This window comes from Phytohabitans sp. LJ34 (assembly GCF_052068095.1).
Taxonomy (GTDB): Bacteria; Actinomycetota; Actinomycetes; order Mycobacteriales; family Micromonosporaceae; genus Phytohabitans.
Map to the genome: position 1 here is coordinate 73364 of NZ_JBQHDG010000013.1, position 15237 is coordinate 88600.

The window sequence follows — 15237 nt, forward strand, 5'->3', positions numbered from 1 at the left end:
GGTAGGACAAAGCCCGTCAAGACATGATCTAAAGACGCAAAACATGCCGCGCGCCGGGATCGGCGATCGCTCCTTCATCCTGGACGGTATGGATCTCGGGTTTCACGGCGACCTCGAAGTCGGCTCGGGCTTGGTCGATCTCGCGGTCAACGTGCGCCGGGCGCCGATGCCGCCGTGGCTGGCCGAGCCGATCGCGGCCTCGCTCGCCGACCTCGCCGCGTACCCCGATCCGGCCCCGGCCACCGCGGCGGTCGCCGCTCGCCACACCCGCCCGGTGGACGAGGTGCTGCTCACCGCCGGTGCCGCGCAGGGCTTCGTGCTGCTGGCCCAGGCGCTGCGCGGGGTGCGGCGGCCGGTGGTGGTACACCCGCAGTTCACCGAGCCGGAGGCGGCGCTGCGGCACGCCGGCCACGAGGTGACTCGGGTGCTCCTTCCGGAGGGATCCGGCTTCGCGCTCGACCCGGCGCTCGTGCCGGACGACGCCGACCTCGTCTTCGTCGGCAACCCCACCAACCCGACCTCGGTACTTCACCCCGTGCAGGCGGTGGCCGCCCTCGCCCGCCCGGGGCGGGTGCTGGTGGTGGACGAGGCGTTCGCGGACACCAGCGGCGAGGCCGAGTCGCTGGCCGGCCGCCGCGACCTGCCCGGGCTCGTCGTCGTACGCAGCCTCACCAAGACGTGGGGGCTGGCCGGGCTACGGATCGGCTACCTGCTCGGGCCGGCCGACCTGCTGGCGCGGCTCGCCGCCGTACAGCCGCTGTGGGCCGTCTCCACGCCCGCGCTGGCCGCGGCCGCCGCATGTGCGAGCCCGGCCGCTGTCGCGGCCGAGCGGGAGATCGCCAGCACGCTCGCCGCCGATCGCGACCACCTGGTGGCCGCGCTGGGCGGTCTGCCCGGCGTCACCGTCCAAGGGCGGCCGGCGTCGTCGTTCGTCCTCGTCCACGTGCCCGATGGCGGCCGTGTCCGGCTGGCCCTCCGGGACTTGGGGTACGCGGTGCGGCGCGGCGACACTTTTCCCGGGCTGGGCGCCGACTGGCTACGGATCGCGGTACGGGACACTGCGATCACCGATGGTTTCGTCTCGGCCCTGCGGAAGACACTGGAGGCGTGATGATCGAGGGCATTTCTCCCCTGGACCAAGGGGCGATGGAGGCAGCACGCGCCCTGCACGCGCGGCTCACCAAGCCGGCGGGCTCGCTCGGCGCGCTGGAAGAGCTCTCCGTGCGCCTGGCCGGGCTGGCCGGTGAGTGCCCGCCCCCACTGCCCGAGCCGGCCGCGGTGGCGATCTTCGCGGGCGACCACGGCGTACACGCCCAAGGGGTGACACCCTGGCCGCAGGAGGTGACCGGCCAGATGGTGGCCAACTTCCTGTCCGGCGGCGCGGTGGTCAACGCGTTCGCCCGGCAGATCGGCGCCTCGGTGACGGTCGTCGACGTCGGCGTGCTCGACGAGCTCGGTGAGGGGCCCGGCCTCGTCGCCGCCAAGGTGCGCGCCGGCACGCGAGACATGACCGCGCAGGCGGCGCTCACCCGCGACGAAGTGTCGGCCGCGCTGGAGACCGGCGCACGGGTCGCGTTCAGGCTCGTGGACGAGGGCGCGCGGGCGCTGGTCACCGGCGACATGGGCATCGCCAACACGACGCCCGCCGCGGCGCTGATCGCGGCGTTCACCGGTGCGAGCGCCGACGCTGTCACCGGGCGGGGCACGGGCATCGACGACTACCGGTACGCCCGGAAGGTGGCCGTCGTCCGCGCCGCGCTCGAGACGCACAAGCCCGACCCGGCCGACCCGGTGGGCGTGCTGGCGGCGGTCGGCGGGCTGGAACACGCGGCCATCGCCGGCTTCATCCTGGGCGGCGCCTCCCGCCGGGTACCCGTGATCCTGGACGGGGTGATCGCGGTCTCGGCCGCGCTCGCGGCGGCGGCGCTGGCCCCCGACGCGGTCGGCGCGATGGTGGCCGGCCACCGCTCGGCCGAGCCGGGCGCGACGGTGGCACTGGCCCACCTCGACCTCGAGCCGCTCATCGACCTCGGCCTGCGCCTCGGCGAAGGCACCGGCGCGGTGCTCGCCGTGCCGATCGTGGCGAGCGCGGTGCGGGTGCTGCACGAGGTGGCGACGTTCGACTCCGCGGGAGTGTCCGAAAAGTGACGAGTCCGTACCCACTCGCCCTGCTCCTCCAGGGACGCCGCGTGCTCGTCGTCGGCGGCGGCGCGGTCGCCACCCGGCGGGTGCCCGCGCTGCTCGACGCGGGCGCGCGGGTCGAGGTGGTCAGCCCGCACCTGACCCCGGCGCTGCGCGCGCTCGTCGACGCCGGCCGGGTGCGGTGGAGCGAGCGACGCTTCCAAGCCTCCGATGTGGACGGTGCCTGGCTGGTACAGGTGGCCGTCGACGACCGGGCCGCCGCGGCGGCGGTGAGCGCGGCGGCGCTGGAGCGGCGGGTCTTCTGCGTGCGCGCGGACGACCGGCACGCGGCCACCGCCTGGACGCCCGCCACCACCCGGCACGGCGCGGTCACCGTCGCCGTCACCGCCGGCGGCGACCCGCCCCGCGCCGTGGTGATCCGCGACGCGATCCGCGAGGGCCTGCTGGACGGCACGCTGCCCGGCTGCGCGACGCCCGCCGGCCTCTCCGACGCCCCCGCGCGCGAGGTGCTCGGCGGCGGCCGGGTCGTACTCGTCGGCGCCGGACCCGGCGACCCCGAGCTGATCACGGTCAAGGGCCGGCGCCTGCTGGCCGAGGCGGACGTTGTCGTCGCCGACCGGCTCGTGCCCGGCCTGCTCCTCGACGAACTGCGGCCCGAGGTGGAGCTGGTGGACGCCTCGAAGATCCCGTACGGCCCGGCCAAAGCACAGGAGGAGATCAACCGCATCCTCGTCGAACGCGCCGCAGCCGGCCTCATGGTGGTCCGCCTCAAGGGCGGGGACCCGTACGTCTTCGGCCGCGGCGGCGAGGAGGCGATCGCCTGCGCCCAGGCCGGCGTGCCGGTCACCGTGGTGCCCGGCGTGACGAGCTCGGTGGCCGCACCGGCCGTGGCCGGCATCCCGGTGACGCACCGCGGGGTGGCGCACGAGTTCACGGTGGTGAGCGGGCACGTCGCCCCGTCGGACCCGTCCTCCCTTGTGGACTGGCCGGCGCTGGCCCGGATGCGGGGCACGCTGGTGGTGCTGATGGGCCTCAAGAACCTGCCGAAGATCGCCGCCACGCTGCTCGCTCACGGCCGCGCGCCGGAGACCCCGGCCGCGGTCGTCCAGGAGGGCACGACAGGGGCGCAGCGGGTGCTCCGCACGGTGTTGTCGGAGGTCGCGGCGGAGACGGCCGAGGCGGGCTTCCGCCCACCCGCGATCGTCGTCGTCGGCGAGGTCGTCGACGTCCTCCCGGCCGGGTGACTACGAGCCGAGGTCTGCCTTGACGAGCGACCAGACCTCCAGGTCGACCCGTCCACTGTGTACGTGGCCGGCGTTGCGGAGCAGCCCCTCGTACGTGAAGCCGGCCTTCTCCGCGACCCGCCGCGACGCCGTGTTGCCCGGGGCCACGCGCAGCTCGATCCGCTGAAACCCGTGCTCCAGCAGCAACGCGATCGCGAGCGCGTCGACCGCCTCGGCGGCGACCCCGAAGCCGCGCGTGTCGGGCGCGATCGCGTACGACACCTCGGTGACCTTCGCGACCCAGTCGGTGCGCTTGGTCCACAGGCAACCGACGAGCCGCTCGTCTTCGCGCCGCACCACCGCGTAGTGGTCGCCGGCACCGCTGTCGCGCCGCTCCTGGGCGCTCTCGGAGCACCACGCGACGCCCTCGATCTGCCCGAACTCGCGCGGGAACGGCAACCACCGCTGGGTCTGCTTGTCGACGAAGACCTCGGTGACCGTCTTCGCGTCGGTGACCTCGACGGGGCGCACGAGTACGCGCGGGGTCGACACGGTCAGCGACGGAAACCGCCGCACCGCGACGTGTCCAGTCACGATTGAACCTCACCACTCGGGCTGACCGAAGGTTGAGCGTCGGGCGCGGCCGCCGGGCCAGGCTGCGCGGGCAGCTCGGCCGTGTCCGTGACCGGAGCCGGCACGGCGGGAGCGACCTCCGCCGGCGCGGCGGCCGCCACGAGCCGGTGGGCGATCTCGGGCGCGCCGGCCCAGTGGAGCATGAGCTGGGAGGCGTGCACGCGGCGCCACACGAAGCCCTCCGGTGTGCTGCCACCCCAGGTCCAGGCGGGGGTCTGGCCGGCGCGCGGGTTGAGCACGCCGCGGTGCTGCTTGTAGCCGACCATGCGGGCGCCGAGCTGGGCGACCGGGGTGGACGCGCGGGCGGTCGCCTCGCGGTAGCCGACGACGATCTGGTCGGTGCTCATGCCGGTGGCCTCGACGACCCCACACATCGGCCGGCCGTCGAACTCACGGGCCAGCCACAGCACGCCCGCCCCCTCGGCGATCACCGGGCGGCCGGCTTGGGCGAGGGCGGCGACCTCCGTACACAGGCGGCGGTTGGCGGAAAGCTCCTCCGCGTACGACTCGGGCAGGCCACCGCCGACCACCAGCGCGTCCGTGCCCTCGGGGAGGTGCTCGTCGCGCAGCGGGTCGACCAGCACGACGTGTGCGCGGGCGGCGGTGAGCAGCTCGGCCGTCTCCGCGTACGAGTAGGACATCTGCGGACCGCCGGCGAGGGCGACGACCGGACGGCGCCCGACCGCGACGGCGGGGCTCTCCCCACGCGCGGTCCACGGCTCGACGCCGAGCTGGGGCGCGGAGCGGGCGAGCGCGACGAGCCGGTCGAGGTCGACCGCGCCGGTGATGCCCTCGCCCAGCCGCCGCACGCCGCGGGCCGCCTCGACATTCCGATGCACCACCGGCACCACGCCGTCGTGCCGGGACGGGAGGGCGGCGGGCAGGTCGCGGCGGCGCAGCGCACCGAAGACGGGCACGCCGATGTCGTCGAGCGCCTCGCGCAGCAGCTGCTCGTGTCGGTCGGAGGCGACCCGGTTGAGGATCACGCCACCGAGCCACAGCACCTCGTCGTACGCCCGGAAGCCGTGCACCAGCGCGGCGACCGACTGGCCCATCGCGCCGACGTCGACCACGAGGATGACCGGTGCGCGCAGGGTGGCGGCGACGCCGGCCGTGGAGTGCGAGTCGGCGCGGCCGGTGAGGCTGTCGAAGAGGCCCATCGTGCCCTCGACCACCGCGATGTCGGCGCCGCTCGCACCGTGTGCGAAGAGCGGGGCGACCCGCGCCGGGCCGACCAGCCGGGGGTCGAGGTTGCGGCCGGGCCGGCCGGCGGCGAGGCCAAGGTACGCGGCGTCGGTGTGGTCCGGTCCGATCTTGAAGCCGGCGGCGCGCATGCCCCGGCCGGCCAGCGCCGCGAGGAGGCCCACGGCCACGGCGGTCTTGCCGTGTCCGGACGATGGCGCGCTCACCACGACGCGCGGCACAGCGGTCATCGACGTCTCCTCCCCCAAACGGCCCGCGACCACCAACGGTGGGGCCGGAACCACAATCGGCCGGGACCAGAGTAGTGCCTGAGATCACACGAGTAGCCTCGTGCTGTGTACCGGTTCCTCTTGACCCCCCGCTGGCTGGGCTTTGCCGCCCTCATCGGCGTGGCGGCCGTCGTCATGGTGCTGCTCGGCAACTGGCAGCTGCACCGGTACCAGCAGCGCAGTGCGACCAACGAACGGATCGACGAGTCGTCACGGGTCGCGCCGATCGCGCTGCCGGAGGAGGTGCCCGCGGCATGGACGCGGGTGACTGTCACCGGCCAGTACGACACGGCCAACGAGATCCTCGTCCGTGGCCGCACGGTCGACGGATCGGTGGGCTTCGAGGTGGTCACCCCGCTGGTCCGCACCGACGGTCCGACGGTCCTGGTCGACCGGGGCTGGGTGCCGCCCGCACCCGGCGGCGCGGTCGCCATGCCGAAGGTGCCGGCCGCGCCCACCGGCGAGGTGACCGTGGTCGGCCGGGTGCACCTGAGCGAGAGCCGGCCCGACTCGGTGACCCGCCGCGAGGGCAAGATCGAGACGCGCCGGATCGGCGTGGCGCGGCTGGCCGAGGAGCTGCCCTACCCCGTCTACGGCGCGTACGTGCTGAGCGAAAAACCCGCCGACGGCTTCACCGAGGTCACCATCCAGCACGAAAACTCCTGGCAGAACGCCGGGTACGTGCTCCAGTGGTGGCTCTTCGCGGCCCTCGCGGTGGCCGGCTTCGGCTGGACCGTCTACCGCGAGGCACACCCGAAGGCGGAGCCGGTCGACCGCGCGGAGCTGGCGACCGCATGAGCGACCCGGTCGTCGCCCTGATCGGGGAGATCGCGGTGACCCCCACGGCCGTGCGCACACCGGCCGGCGAGATCCCGCTGGCCGAGTCGAGCTGGCAGGTCTCCGACTTCTGGCAGACCGAGCAGAAGACGCCCACCTGGGCGATCGTGGCCGCGGTGCTGGGCTTCTGCGTGCTGGCCTTCTTCAGCCTGCTCTTCCTGCTGGTCAAGCAGACCGTCTACAAAGGCATCGTGCAGGTGACGGTGACCAACGGCCCGCGGCAGTACGTCGCCCGCATCCCGGTCACCACCCAGGAGCAGGTGCAACAGATCCACAACCAGGTCAACTACGTCCGCTCGCTGGCCGCCCTGTAGAGACCTTCCGGGCACGAGCCCTCACCCTGAGGAAGCCCTCTAGGGATTTCCCGGGTCCGCGTCAGCTCCGGACCACCGCTCCCGCCGGAGACCGCGCAGGCCGGCGGCTCGCAGAGCGAGCCGAGATCCCCGACCTCCGCTGCCAGCCCCGCGCGACAAGCCCAACCCCCTCGCCGGCAAGGGTCACCTCCGGAAGTCGCGACCGAGCGTGATTTCGCGCTATGTCGTTGGATGAAGATCGCCCAGCGCGACCTCGTCGGGTGAGACGGCGCGGCCGTAGTGCCAGCCTTGCGCCATGTCGCAGCCGAGCTTGCGCAGGGCCGCGGCCTGGGCCGCCGTCTCCACGCCTTCGGCGGTCACGGTCAGCTTGAGCTTGTGGGCCAGGCGGATCAGGGCGGAAAGGATCTCCTGGTCGGTCTGGTCGGGACCGCCCGGCGCGCGCAGCCCCGCCATGAAGCGCCCGGCCAGCTTGAGCGCGTGTACCGGCAGGTCGCGCAGGTACGCAAGGTTGGAGTAGCCGGTGCCGAAGTCGTCGATCGCGATCCGCACGCCCATCTCGGCGAGCGCGTGGAGGGTGCGCAGCGGCTGGCCGGCGCTGCCCATCACCGAGCTCTCGGTCACCTCCAGCTGGAGTGCCTCGGGCTCGAGGCCGGTCTCGGCGAGCGCCTCCTTGACCGCGTCGACGAAGCCCTCGTCACGCACCTGGCGCACCGCGATGTTGACGCTCATCAGCAGCGGCCGCCCCGGGTGCCCATCCCGCCACGCGCGGGCCTGGTGGCATGCCTCGGTGAGCACCCACTGCCCCAGCGGAGCGATCGCGCCGGTCTCCTCGGCCAGCTCGATGAAGCGGTTGGGACCGAGCACCCCGAGCTCCGGATGGCGCCACCGCACCAGCGCCTCGGTGCCGACCACGACGGCGTCGTCGAGGCGCACCAGCGGCTGGTACTCCACAAAAAACTCGCGCCGGGCGAGTGCCTCGGGCAGTTGGCCGGAGAGCCGGTAGCGGCTGACATCGGAGGCGTGCCGGTCGGCGTCGAAGATCGCCCACCGGTCCCGCCCGTCGGCCTTGGCCCAGTAGAGCGTGGTGTCGGCGGCCTTCATCAGCTCGGCCGCGTCGGTGCCCTCGACCGGCCGGTCGACCACGCCCACGCTGGCCGAGACGTTGAGCACGTGGCCGCCGAGGTGCACCGGCGCGCGTACCGCGTCGAGGGCGAGCTCGGCCACCCGTACGACGTCGGCGGTGTCCTTGGCCTGTGCGACGAGCACGACGAACTCGTCGCCGCCCATCCGGGCCACGAGGTGGCCGCTCGGGGTGAGCCGCGCGGCGAGCCGGCTGGCCACCGTGCGGATCAGCTCGTCGCCGGCGTCGTGCCCGAGCGTGTCGTTGATCGCCTTGAAGCCGTCGAGGTCGAGGTAGCAGATGCCGACCCGGGCCTCGGGCTCCGGGGTGATCAGGGCGCCGGTCAGCCGTTCGAAGAAGAGCGTGCGGTTGGGCAGGTCGGTGAGCGGGTCGTGCATGGCCTGGTGGCGCAGCTGCTGCTGGAGCGAGCGGCGCTCGGTGACGTCTTCGACCATGGCCACCGCGTACAGCGGCGTGCCGTCCCGCCCCCGGATCAGCGAGACCACCAGGTCGGTCCAGATCCGGCCGCCGTCCGCCCGCCGGTAGGGCCGCTCGGTGCGGTAGTGGTCGCGGTCGCGTAGCCCGCCCGGTGGCAGGAACGCGCCGGCCGGGAGGGCGAGAAACTGGTCCCGCCGGTACCCGAACATCGCGCACAGCGCCCTGTTGACCTCCAGCAGCCGGCCGTCCAGCGCGGCGATGCCGATGCCGATCGCGGCCTCGGCGAAGACCGCCTGGAAGCGCGCCTCGCTGGCCAGCCGGGCCTCCTCGGCCTCGATCCGGGCGGCCAGCGCGGCGGCGTAGATGTCCTCCTGCTCGCTGAGCGTCCGCTCGCGCAGCGCCTCGGCGTATCCGGCGGCGAGCGCGCCCAGCAGCAGGCCGAGGCGGGAGCCCTTGCCGATCGACTCGGCGTACGCGCCGAGCTGGTCGTCGAGCACCACGAGCGTGCGGTCGAGCGAGGCGGGCTGGGTGAAGTGGGCGGCCACCAGCCCGGCACCGACCTCGTGCGCGGGGCTCGGGTCGGGCTTGTCGGCGACGAGCGCGTCGAGAAGGCGAGCTGCCGGACCCGCCAGGTGAACGGCCAGCTCGCCGGTCGTCATCGACACGAAGCTCGTCCACGCGATCGCGCGGGCCCAGTGCTGGGCGAGCCGCTCGGCGGTCACCATCGGCGCCCCCGTTCACCCACCTTTCAGGACAAAAACCCGGCACGCTACGGGCCAGCATAGGGGGCAACGCCGCTCGTGTGGAACTTTCACATCCCGGTGTGGATCGACCGCACAGCGTCGATGGTGTCCGCCTCCGCCGCCGTCTTGTCGTCGCGGTAGCGCAAGACGCGCGCGAAGCGAAGCGCCACCCCGCCCGGGTATCGCGGGCTCGCCTGCACGCCGTCGAACGCGACCTCGACCACCTGCTCCGGCCGCACGGTCACCACCCAGTCACCTTTATCGACCGCCAACTCCAGGAAGCGTTCAGTCTGCCACCGCAAGAGCTCGTCGGTGAGGCCTTTGAAGGTCTTGCCCAACATCACGAACCCGCCGGTCCGCGGATCGCGCGCGCCGAGGTGCAGATTGGACAGCCAGCCCTTGCGCCGCCCGTGTCCCCACTCGACGGCCAGCACCACCAGATCGAGGGTGTGTCGCGGCTTGACCTTGACCCAGGCCGCGCCGCGGCGCCCCACGTCGTACGCCGCGTCGGGCGACTTGACGACGACGCCCTCCTGGCCCGCGGCGAGTGCCGCCGCGAAGGCGTCCGCCGCTTCGGCCGGCGTGGTGACCGCGGTGCGGCCGACCAGCAGCGGCGCCGGCACCGCCTCGGCGAGCGCGGCCCACCGCTCCCGTCCAGGCGCGTCGAGCAGGTCGACGCCGTCGAGGTGGAGGAGATCGAAGAAGTACGGCGTGAGCGCGGTGACCGGCGCGCCCCGAGTGGCCGCGCGGCTGGCCGTCTCCTGGAACGGGCGCGGCCGCCCCGCCGCGTCCAGGGCCATCGCCTCGCCGTCGAGCACGAGCTCGCGGACCGGCAACGCGCGCACGGCCGCGACCACCTCGGGCAGCCGGGGCGTGATGTCGTCGAGGCTGCGGGTGAAGACACCGACCTCGTCGCCCGAGCGGTGCACCTGGATGCGGATGCCGTCGAGCTTGACGTCGACCACCGCGGGCACACCGGTGGCGGCGAGCGCGTCGTCGATCGAGGCCGCGCTCTGCGCCAGCATCGGGGCGAGCGGGCGGCCCACCCGCAGCGTGAACTCCGCGAGCGCCGCCGCTCCGCCGGTCAGCGCCGCCGCGGCCACCTCCTTGAGGTCACCGGCCAGCAGCAGCGCCCGCCGGACCAGCGTCACCGGCACCTCGCCGGCTCGGGCGATGGCGTCGACCAGCAGCCCGGCCTGGGCGCCCTGCCGCAGCTCGCCGCCGAACAGGCCGATGAGGTGGCGCTGCTCGTCGGCGGTGGCCGCGGCGAAGAGCGCCCCGACCAGCTCCCGGCGGCGGGCCTGCGAGCCGGCGCCGCCGACCTTGGAGATCTCCTCGATCGCCAGGTCGACGGCGGCCACGGTCAGGGTGGGCTCGGCAGCGGGTGGTGGCGCCTCCCGGAGGGTGGCCCAGCCGACGCCGGTCTGGCGCTGGCGCAGCTCCCCCGCCAGGTATGCCGACCCGGGCACGATCTCCTCCGGCTCCAGCCGGCGCAGGGCGTCGGCGAGCAGCTCGACCTTGGCCTTTCGGCTGGACGTCGCCGAGACCGCCGCCGAGGTGGCCACGAGATCCACAAAGCGCACGCCTTCACGGTAGTGGCCCGACCGACAATTCCGCGGCCACCGGATCGAGTTCGCGCCGCTCAGCCCGCTTGAGGCGCAGGACGAGGAACGCGCCCGCGACGGTCACCACCGCGGCCACCCAGCCGGCGGTACGCAGTCCGGCCACCAGGTCGGCGGCGGGCGCCGCGCCCTCGCCCACGTCGAGGCCGGCGTTCGCGACCGCCACCAGCGCGGCCAGGCCCACCGCGCCGCCGACCTGCTGCGACGTGGAGACCAGCGCCGACGCGACACCCTGCTCGGCGGCGGCGACGTCCGTGCCGCTGGCGAGGAAGACCATCGGGTACACCATGCCGGCGAACAGCCCGAGGAACACGATCCCGGGGAGCAGTCGCCAGTACGACCCGCCCGCCGACATGCCCGCGGCGACCGCCGCCATCGACAGGCCCGCGCCCAGGACGCCGGTGAACAGGGCACCGCGCATGCCGAGGCGGCTGAGCAGCACCGGGAGCAGCTTGGCGGCGCCCAGGATCGACATGACGCTCATCGGCAGGAACGCCAGGCCGGCGCCGAGCGCGCTGTACCCGAGCACCTCCTGCACGTCCATGTAGAAGAGGTAGTGCAGCGTGTTGATCGTGCCCATGAGCACGAAGATCAACGCCATCATCGTGACCAGGCTGCGTACGCCGAAGAGGCGCGGCGGGGCCAACGGGTCGCGGGCGGCCCGCTCGATCAGCACGAACGCGCCCAGCAGCAGCGCACCGAGCGCCAGCGCACCCGCACCGCGCGCCGAGCCCCAGCCCGCGTCCGGCCCGCTGGCCAGCCCGAAGACCACCAGCGTCGACCCGGCGGTGGCGACCAGCGCGCCGGGCAGGTCGAAGCCACCCCACGCGTAGCCACGCGCGTCCGGCGCCAGCACGCGCAGCGCGGCGGCGATCGCGGCCACCGTGAGCGGCGCGTTGACGAAGAACACCCACTCCCAGCCGAGGAAGTTGGTGATCACTCCGCCGGCCATCGGGCCGGCCACGGCGCCGGTGCTGCCGGCGACGCCCCACAGGCTCAGCGCCCGGTTGCGCGCGGGGCCGGCCGCGAATGTGTTGTTGATCAGGGCGAGCGTGGCCGGGAAGAGCAGCGCGCCACCCATGCCCTGCACCACTCGGGCAGCCACCAGCACGCCCGGGTCGCCCGCCAGGCCGCCGGCCAGCGAGGCGAGCCCGAAGACCCCCATGCCCAGCATGAACATCCGCCGGGCGCCGAGCCGGTCGACCGCTCGCCCGCCGAGCAGCAGGAGCCCGCCGAAGCCGACGGCGTACGCGCTGATCACCCACTGGAGCGACTGCGCGGTGAACCCGAGTTCGTGCCCGATGTCGGGCAACGCGACGTACACGATGTTGAAGTCGATCGAGATGATGAACGCGGCGAAGATCAACAACGCCAGCCTGAGCCTGTTCACGGGTAACCACCCATCTACTAGGTGCACGACTTGTAACAGCACCCATGATGTGTGACTATTAGCCCCGGCGTAAGGAGGCACTTAAATGTCCCAGGGAAACACGGATGTGACAGACCAGGCCTGCACCGTCCGCCAGGTGCTCGACAGCGTGGGCGGCAAGTGGAGCATCAGCATCCTGGTGGCCGCGTCGAAGGGGCCGGTCCGCTTCACCGAGCTGGAGCGGTCGATCGAGGGCATCAGCCGGCGCATGCTCACGCTCACCCTGCGCCAGTTGGAGCGTGACGGCCTGCTGGTCCGCACGGTTTACCCGACCGTCCCGCCCAAGGTGGAGTACACGGCGACCGACATCGCGCTGGAGCTCTACGAGTCGCTGGTCACGCTGACGACCTGGGCCGAGCGGCATCGCGCCACGATCGGCGCGGCGCGTATGGCATACGACCGGGAGCACACGCTCACGCCAGTGAGTTGATGTCCCTCGGGTCGAGGACACGCTTGGGCGCGCCGTGCCGAGCCGTGTTGAGCATGGCCAGCCCGATCAGCTCGGTCGTGGTGATCTGGTGGGGAAAGAGCCGCCGCAGCAGCGGCGCGATCGGCGCCACGAAGCGGTAGACGACCCGATAGAGCCGGGTCCTCGACGTGGCGCCGTACTTCGCCTGGATGAACCCGGGGCGAAACATGTACGCCTTCGGGAAGAGCTCCAGCAGCGCGTCTTCGGTCTGCTTCTTGACCCGCGCCCACATCGCCTTGCCGTCGGTGCCGGCGCCCGAGACGTAGACGAACGTGAGGTCCGGGCTGTCCGCCGCCAGCACCCGGGCGGCGGCCATCGTCACGTCGTACGTGATCCGCCGGTAGTCGGCCTCGCTCATGCCGGTCGAGGAAACGCCGAGGCAGAAGAAACACGCGTCCAGGCCGGCCAGCTCGCCCGCGATCGGCGACAGGTCGAGCAGGTCCTTGTGGACGACATCGCGCAGCTTTTCGTGCGTTACCCCGGTCGGCGTGCGCCCGACCGTCACCACACTCTCCACATCGGGTGCGAGCAGGCACTCGCGCAGCACGCCCTGCCCGAGCATGCCGGTCGCGCCGAAGACGACGACTCTCACGCCGCTGAACCTACCGCCACATCGGACGGATCGGCGCCCGGCGCGACCAACGCGAGCAGCCGCGCCCCCTCCTTCTCGATCGCGCTCCGGTCGCGCTTGGTGACCCGGCCGAAGGGCTGCACCGTGAGCCGCCGCTTCGCGATCGTCCAGGTGCCGGCCACCACCCCGTCGACGAGGACCGCCCGCACGAGCCGGTGCCGGATCATGTGCTCCCGGTGCGCGTCGGCGATCACCCGGGTGCGGTCGGCGTGCGAGAAGAGCACGTTGTCGAAGTCGGCGAGCAGGCGCACCGGCGCCGGTGTGTCCGGGTCGGGTCGGGGCGCGTCCGGCAGGTCGAAGACGTCGCGCCCCGCCTCGTCGCGAAAGCGGGCGAGCGGGAGGCCGTGCACCACCTCGCGCAACCCGGTGAGGCCGGACCAGGTCTGCACGTCCTGCACGGTCGCCGGCCCGAACGCGCCAAGATAGCGGGTCACCAGCGCAGCCGGGTCCATCGCGGACATCGGCTCACCGGTCCACGCCTCGAGCGTGGTGAGCACCGGCTGCCCGCTGCGCCCCCACAGACCGCGCGGCGGCACCTGCACAAGCGGCAGGAGCCCGCGCACGCCATAGGCCAGCGACGCCGCCTCCCGCTCGGGCCACCGTTCCCGCAGGAGCGCCCCGAGCTCGGTACCAGATCGGGGTTGGGAAAGAAGCTCGCGCCCGGCGGCGGCCAACGCGGCGAGATCGAGGCCGGCCAGCGGCGCGGCGTGCATGGTGTTGGTCCGCAGGTCGCGGTCGTAGATCGGCTGGGTGAGCGGGCGGAGGCCGCGCGCGTCGCGGGCGGTGACCAGGTGGACCGTGCCGCGCATCAGCGCGATCCGCACCACCTGCCGGTCGCGCAGGAGCCCGCTCAGCTCCTCCGGGTCGAATGTGGACAGCCGGCTCCACAGCCCTAGGTAGGGCGCGTGCGGCGCCTGGCCCTGCATGCCGACGAGATGCTCGACCGCCTCGGCCACGCCCAGCGGCGCGCGCTCCAGCAGGTGCTGGCGGGCGAGCGTGGCGCGCCCGAGGGCGCGCCACGTCAGTGTCGCGGTCACCGCAACCCGTCGAAGAACGCGCGCACGTCACCGACCAGCGTCTCGGTCGCCAGGTGTGCGGCGTAGTGGCCGCCCGGCTCCTCGTACGCGTGCCAGGACACGATGTTGCTGTGGTCGCGCTCGGCGAACGTGCGCATCGACACGAAGTCGCCCTCGAACATCGCCACCCCCAGCGGCACGGTCGTCGGCTCGGCCGGCGCCTTGGCCTCGGCGGCGTGCGCGTCCTCGTAGTAGAAGCGCGTCGCCGAGGTGGCGGTGCCGGTCAGCCAGTAAAGCATGATGTTGGTGAGGATGAAGTCGTCGTCCACGTCCTCGCCGAAGAGCTGCGTGTTCCAGCCGAGCAGGCCGGCGGGCGAGTCGTAGATCGCGTACGCGAGGGTCTGCGGCTGCTGCGAGTGGAGGGTGTTGAAGGACATCTTGTTCTCGTAGAACCACTGCAACACCTCGAGGCCCTTGAACTCCTCGGGGCTGAGCTTCTCCATCTCGGCCGGGTCGCCGGAGGGAAACGAGAAGATCTGGGTCACGTGCACGCCCACCACGTGCTCCGGGTCGACGCGACCGATCTCGGGGCTGACCATCGAGCCGCCGTCGTTGCCCATCGCGCCGTACCTGTCGTAGCCGAGCCGCCGCATCAGCTCCGCCCACGCCCTGGCCGTGCGGTAGCGGCTCCAGCCCTTGTCGCTGGTCGGGCCGGAGAAGCCGAAGCCCGGCAGCGACGGGATCACCAGGTGGAAGTCGCGCGACAGCGGCTCGATCGCCCGGAGGTACTCCACGACCGAACCCGGCCACCCGTGCGTGACGATCAGCGGGAGAGCGTCCTCGCGGTCCGAACGGACGTGGATGAAGTGGATGTTCTGCCCGTCGATCGTGGTGGTGAACTGCGGGTACTTGTTCAGCTCCGCCTCCCACCGCCGCCACTCGTACCCGGTCCGCCAGTAGTCGGCCAGCCGCCGCACGTAGGCCACCGGCATCCCGTAGTCCCACCCGGCGCCGGCGATCTCGTCGGGCCAACGGGTGCGGTCGAGGCGCTCGCGGAGGTCGTCGAGTTGGGCCTGCGGGACGAAGATGCGAAACGGCTTGATCTCGGTGTTCTCTGTCATGCCGAGAACGCTACGGACCCTTCCGGT

Annotated in this window: 14 protein-coding genes; 6 read left to right on the top strand and 8 right to left on the bottom strand. The window is 73.0% G+C overall.

Annotated elements, in window-relative coordinates; all coding sequences use genetic code 11:
• The first annotated feature begins 43 nt into the window (after positions 1 to 43).
• From cobC to cobA, 3 genes are read left to right on the top strand one after another with little or no spacing between them, the layout of a single operon-like run.
• Positions 44 to 1111, top strand: a complete 1068-nt coding sequence (gene cobC, locus ACTMTJ_RS23160; protein ID WP_441219796.1) for an Rv2231c family pyridoxal phosphate-dependent protein CobC — start codon at positions 44 to 46, stop codon at positions 1109 to 1111.
• On the top strand, positions 1111 to 2148 hold the full coding sequence (cobT, locus tag ACTMTJ_RS23165) for a nicotinate-nucleotide--dimethylbenzimidazole phosphoribosyltransferase (protein ID WP_441219982.1): 1038 nt from the start codon (positions 1111 to 1113) through the stop codon (positions 2146 to 2148). Before cobC ends, cobT begins: the two co-directional genes overlap by 1 nt.
• Positions 2145 to 3386, top strand: coding sequence for a uroporphyrinogen-III C-methyltransferase (cobA, locus tag ACTMTJ_RS23170; RefSeq protein ID WP_441219797.1), 1242 nt, complete (start codon positions 2145 to 2147; stop codon positions 3384 to 3386). Before cobT ends, cobA begins: the two co-directional genes overlap by 4 nt.
• Here the strand turns inward: cobA and ACTMTJ_RS23175 are convergent, their stop codons facing one another.
• Positions 3387 to 3959: a GNAT family N-acetyltransferase gene (locus tag ACTMTJ_RS23175; protein WP_441219798.1), complete on the bottom strand. Its 573-nt coding sequence runs from the start codon at positions 3957 to 3959 to the stop codon at positions 3387 to 3389. It lies immediately after the preceding gene.
• A complete protein-coding gene (locus ACTMTJ_RS23180; protein ID WP_441219799.1) occupies positions 3956 to 5431 on the bottom strand; it encodes a cobyrinate a,c-diamide synthase in 1476 nt (491 codons plus the stop codon). The genes ACTMTJ_RS23175 and ACTMTJ_RS23180 overlap by 4 nt, the downstream gene beginning before the upstream one ends.
• 105 nt (positions 5432 to 5536) lie before the next feature.
• On the opposite strand from ACTMTJ_RS23180, the gene ACTMTJ_RS23185 reads away from it, so the two are divergent.
• Together ACTMTJ_RS23185 and ACTMTJ_RS23190 are read left to right on the top strand one after the other, a co-directional pair.
• The gene (locus ACTMTJ_RS23185; RefSeq protein WP_441219800.1) at positions 5537 to 6268 is read left to right on the top strand and encodes an SURF1 family cytochrome oxidase biogenesis protein; all 732 of its coding nucleotides are present in this window, start codon (positions 5537 to 5539) and stop codon (positions 6266 to 6268) included.
• Complete coding sequence (locus tag ACTMTJ_RS23190) at positions 6265 to 6621, top strand: hypothetical protein (RefSeq protein WP_441219801.1); 357 nt, start codon at positions 6265 to 6267, stop codon at positions 6619 to 6621. The genes ACTMTJ_RS23185 and ACTMTJ_RS23190 overlap by 4 nt, the downstream gene beginning before the upstream one ends.
• A 219-nt stretch (positions 6622 to 6840) precedes the next feature.
• Here the strand turns inward: ACTMTJ_RS23190 and ACTMTJ_RS23195 are convergent, their stop codons facing one another.
• From ACTMTJ_RS23195 to ACTMTJ_RS23205, 3 genes are all read right to left on the bottom strand, one after another.
• The gene (locus ACTMTJ_RS23195; RefSeq protein ID WP_441219802.1) at positions 6841 to 8904 is read right to left on the bottom strand and encodes a putative bifunctional diguanylate cyclase/phosphodiesterase; all 2064 of its coding nucleotides are present in this window, start codon (positions 8902 to 8904) and stop codon (positions 6841 to 6843) included.
• An 86-nt stretch (positions 8905 to 8990) separates the two neighbouring features.
• On the bottom strand, positions 8991 to 10505 hold the full coding sequence (locus ACTMTJ_RS23200; protein WP_441219803.1) for an ATP-dependent DNA ligase: 1515 nt from the start codon (positions 10503 to 10505) through the stop codon (positions 8991 to 8993).
• A 4-nt stretch (positions 10506 to 10509) separates the two neighbouring features.
• Positions 10510 to 11934 (bottom strand): MFS transporter, encoded by a 1425-nt coding sequence (locus ACTMTJ_RS23205; RefSeq protein WP_441219804.1) that lies wholly within the window; start codon positions 11932 to 11934, stop codon positions 10510 to 10512.
• 85 nt (positions 11935 to 12019) lie between these two features.
• On the opposite strand from ACTMTJ_RS23205, the gene ACTMTJ_RS23210 reads away from it, so the two are divergent.
• On the top strand, positions 12020 to 12403 hold the full coding sequence (locus ACTMTJ_RS23210) for a winged helix-turn-helix transcriptional regulator (RefSeq protein ID WP_441219805.1): 384 nt from the start codon (positions 12020 to 12022) through the stop codon (positions 12401 to 12403).
• Here ACTMTJ_RS23210 and ACTMTJ_RS23215 read toward each other — a convergent pair.
• The 3 genes from ACTMTJ_RS23215 to ACTMTJ_RS23225 are packed head-to-tail and all read right to left on the bottom strand — an operon-like array spanning position 12387 to position 15210.
• Positions 12387 to 13034: an NAD-dependent epimerase/dehydratase family protein gene (locus ACTMTJ_RS23215; protein WP_441219806.1), complete on the bottom strand. Its 648-nt coding sequence runs from the start codon at positions 13032 to 13034 to the stop codon at positions 12387 to 12389. The genes ACTMTJ_RS23210 and ACTMTJ_RS23215 overlap by 17 nt on opposite strands.
• Positions 13031 to 14110, bottom strand: coding sequence for a winged helix DNA-binding domain-containing protein (locus ACTMTJ_RS23220; protein ID WP_441219807.1), 1080 nt, complete (start codon positions 14108 to 14110; stop codon positions 13031 to 13033). The genes ACTMTJ_RS23215 and ACTMTJ_RS23220 overlap by 4 nt, the downstream gene beginning before the upstream one ends.
• Entirely contained in the window at positions 14107 to 15210 is a 1104-nt protein-coding gene (locus ACTMTJ_RS23225; protein ID WP_441219808.1) for an epoxide hydrolase family protein, read from the bottom strand. The genes ACTMTJ_RS23220 and ACTMTJ_RS23225 overlap by 4 nt, the downstream gene beginning before the upstream one ends.
• Positions 15211 to 15237 lie beyond the last annotated feature (27 nt).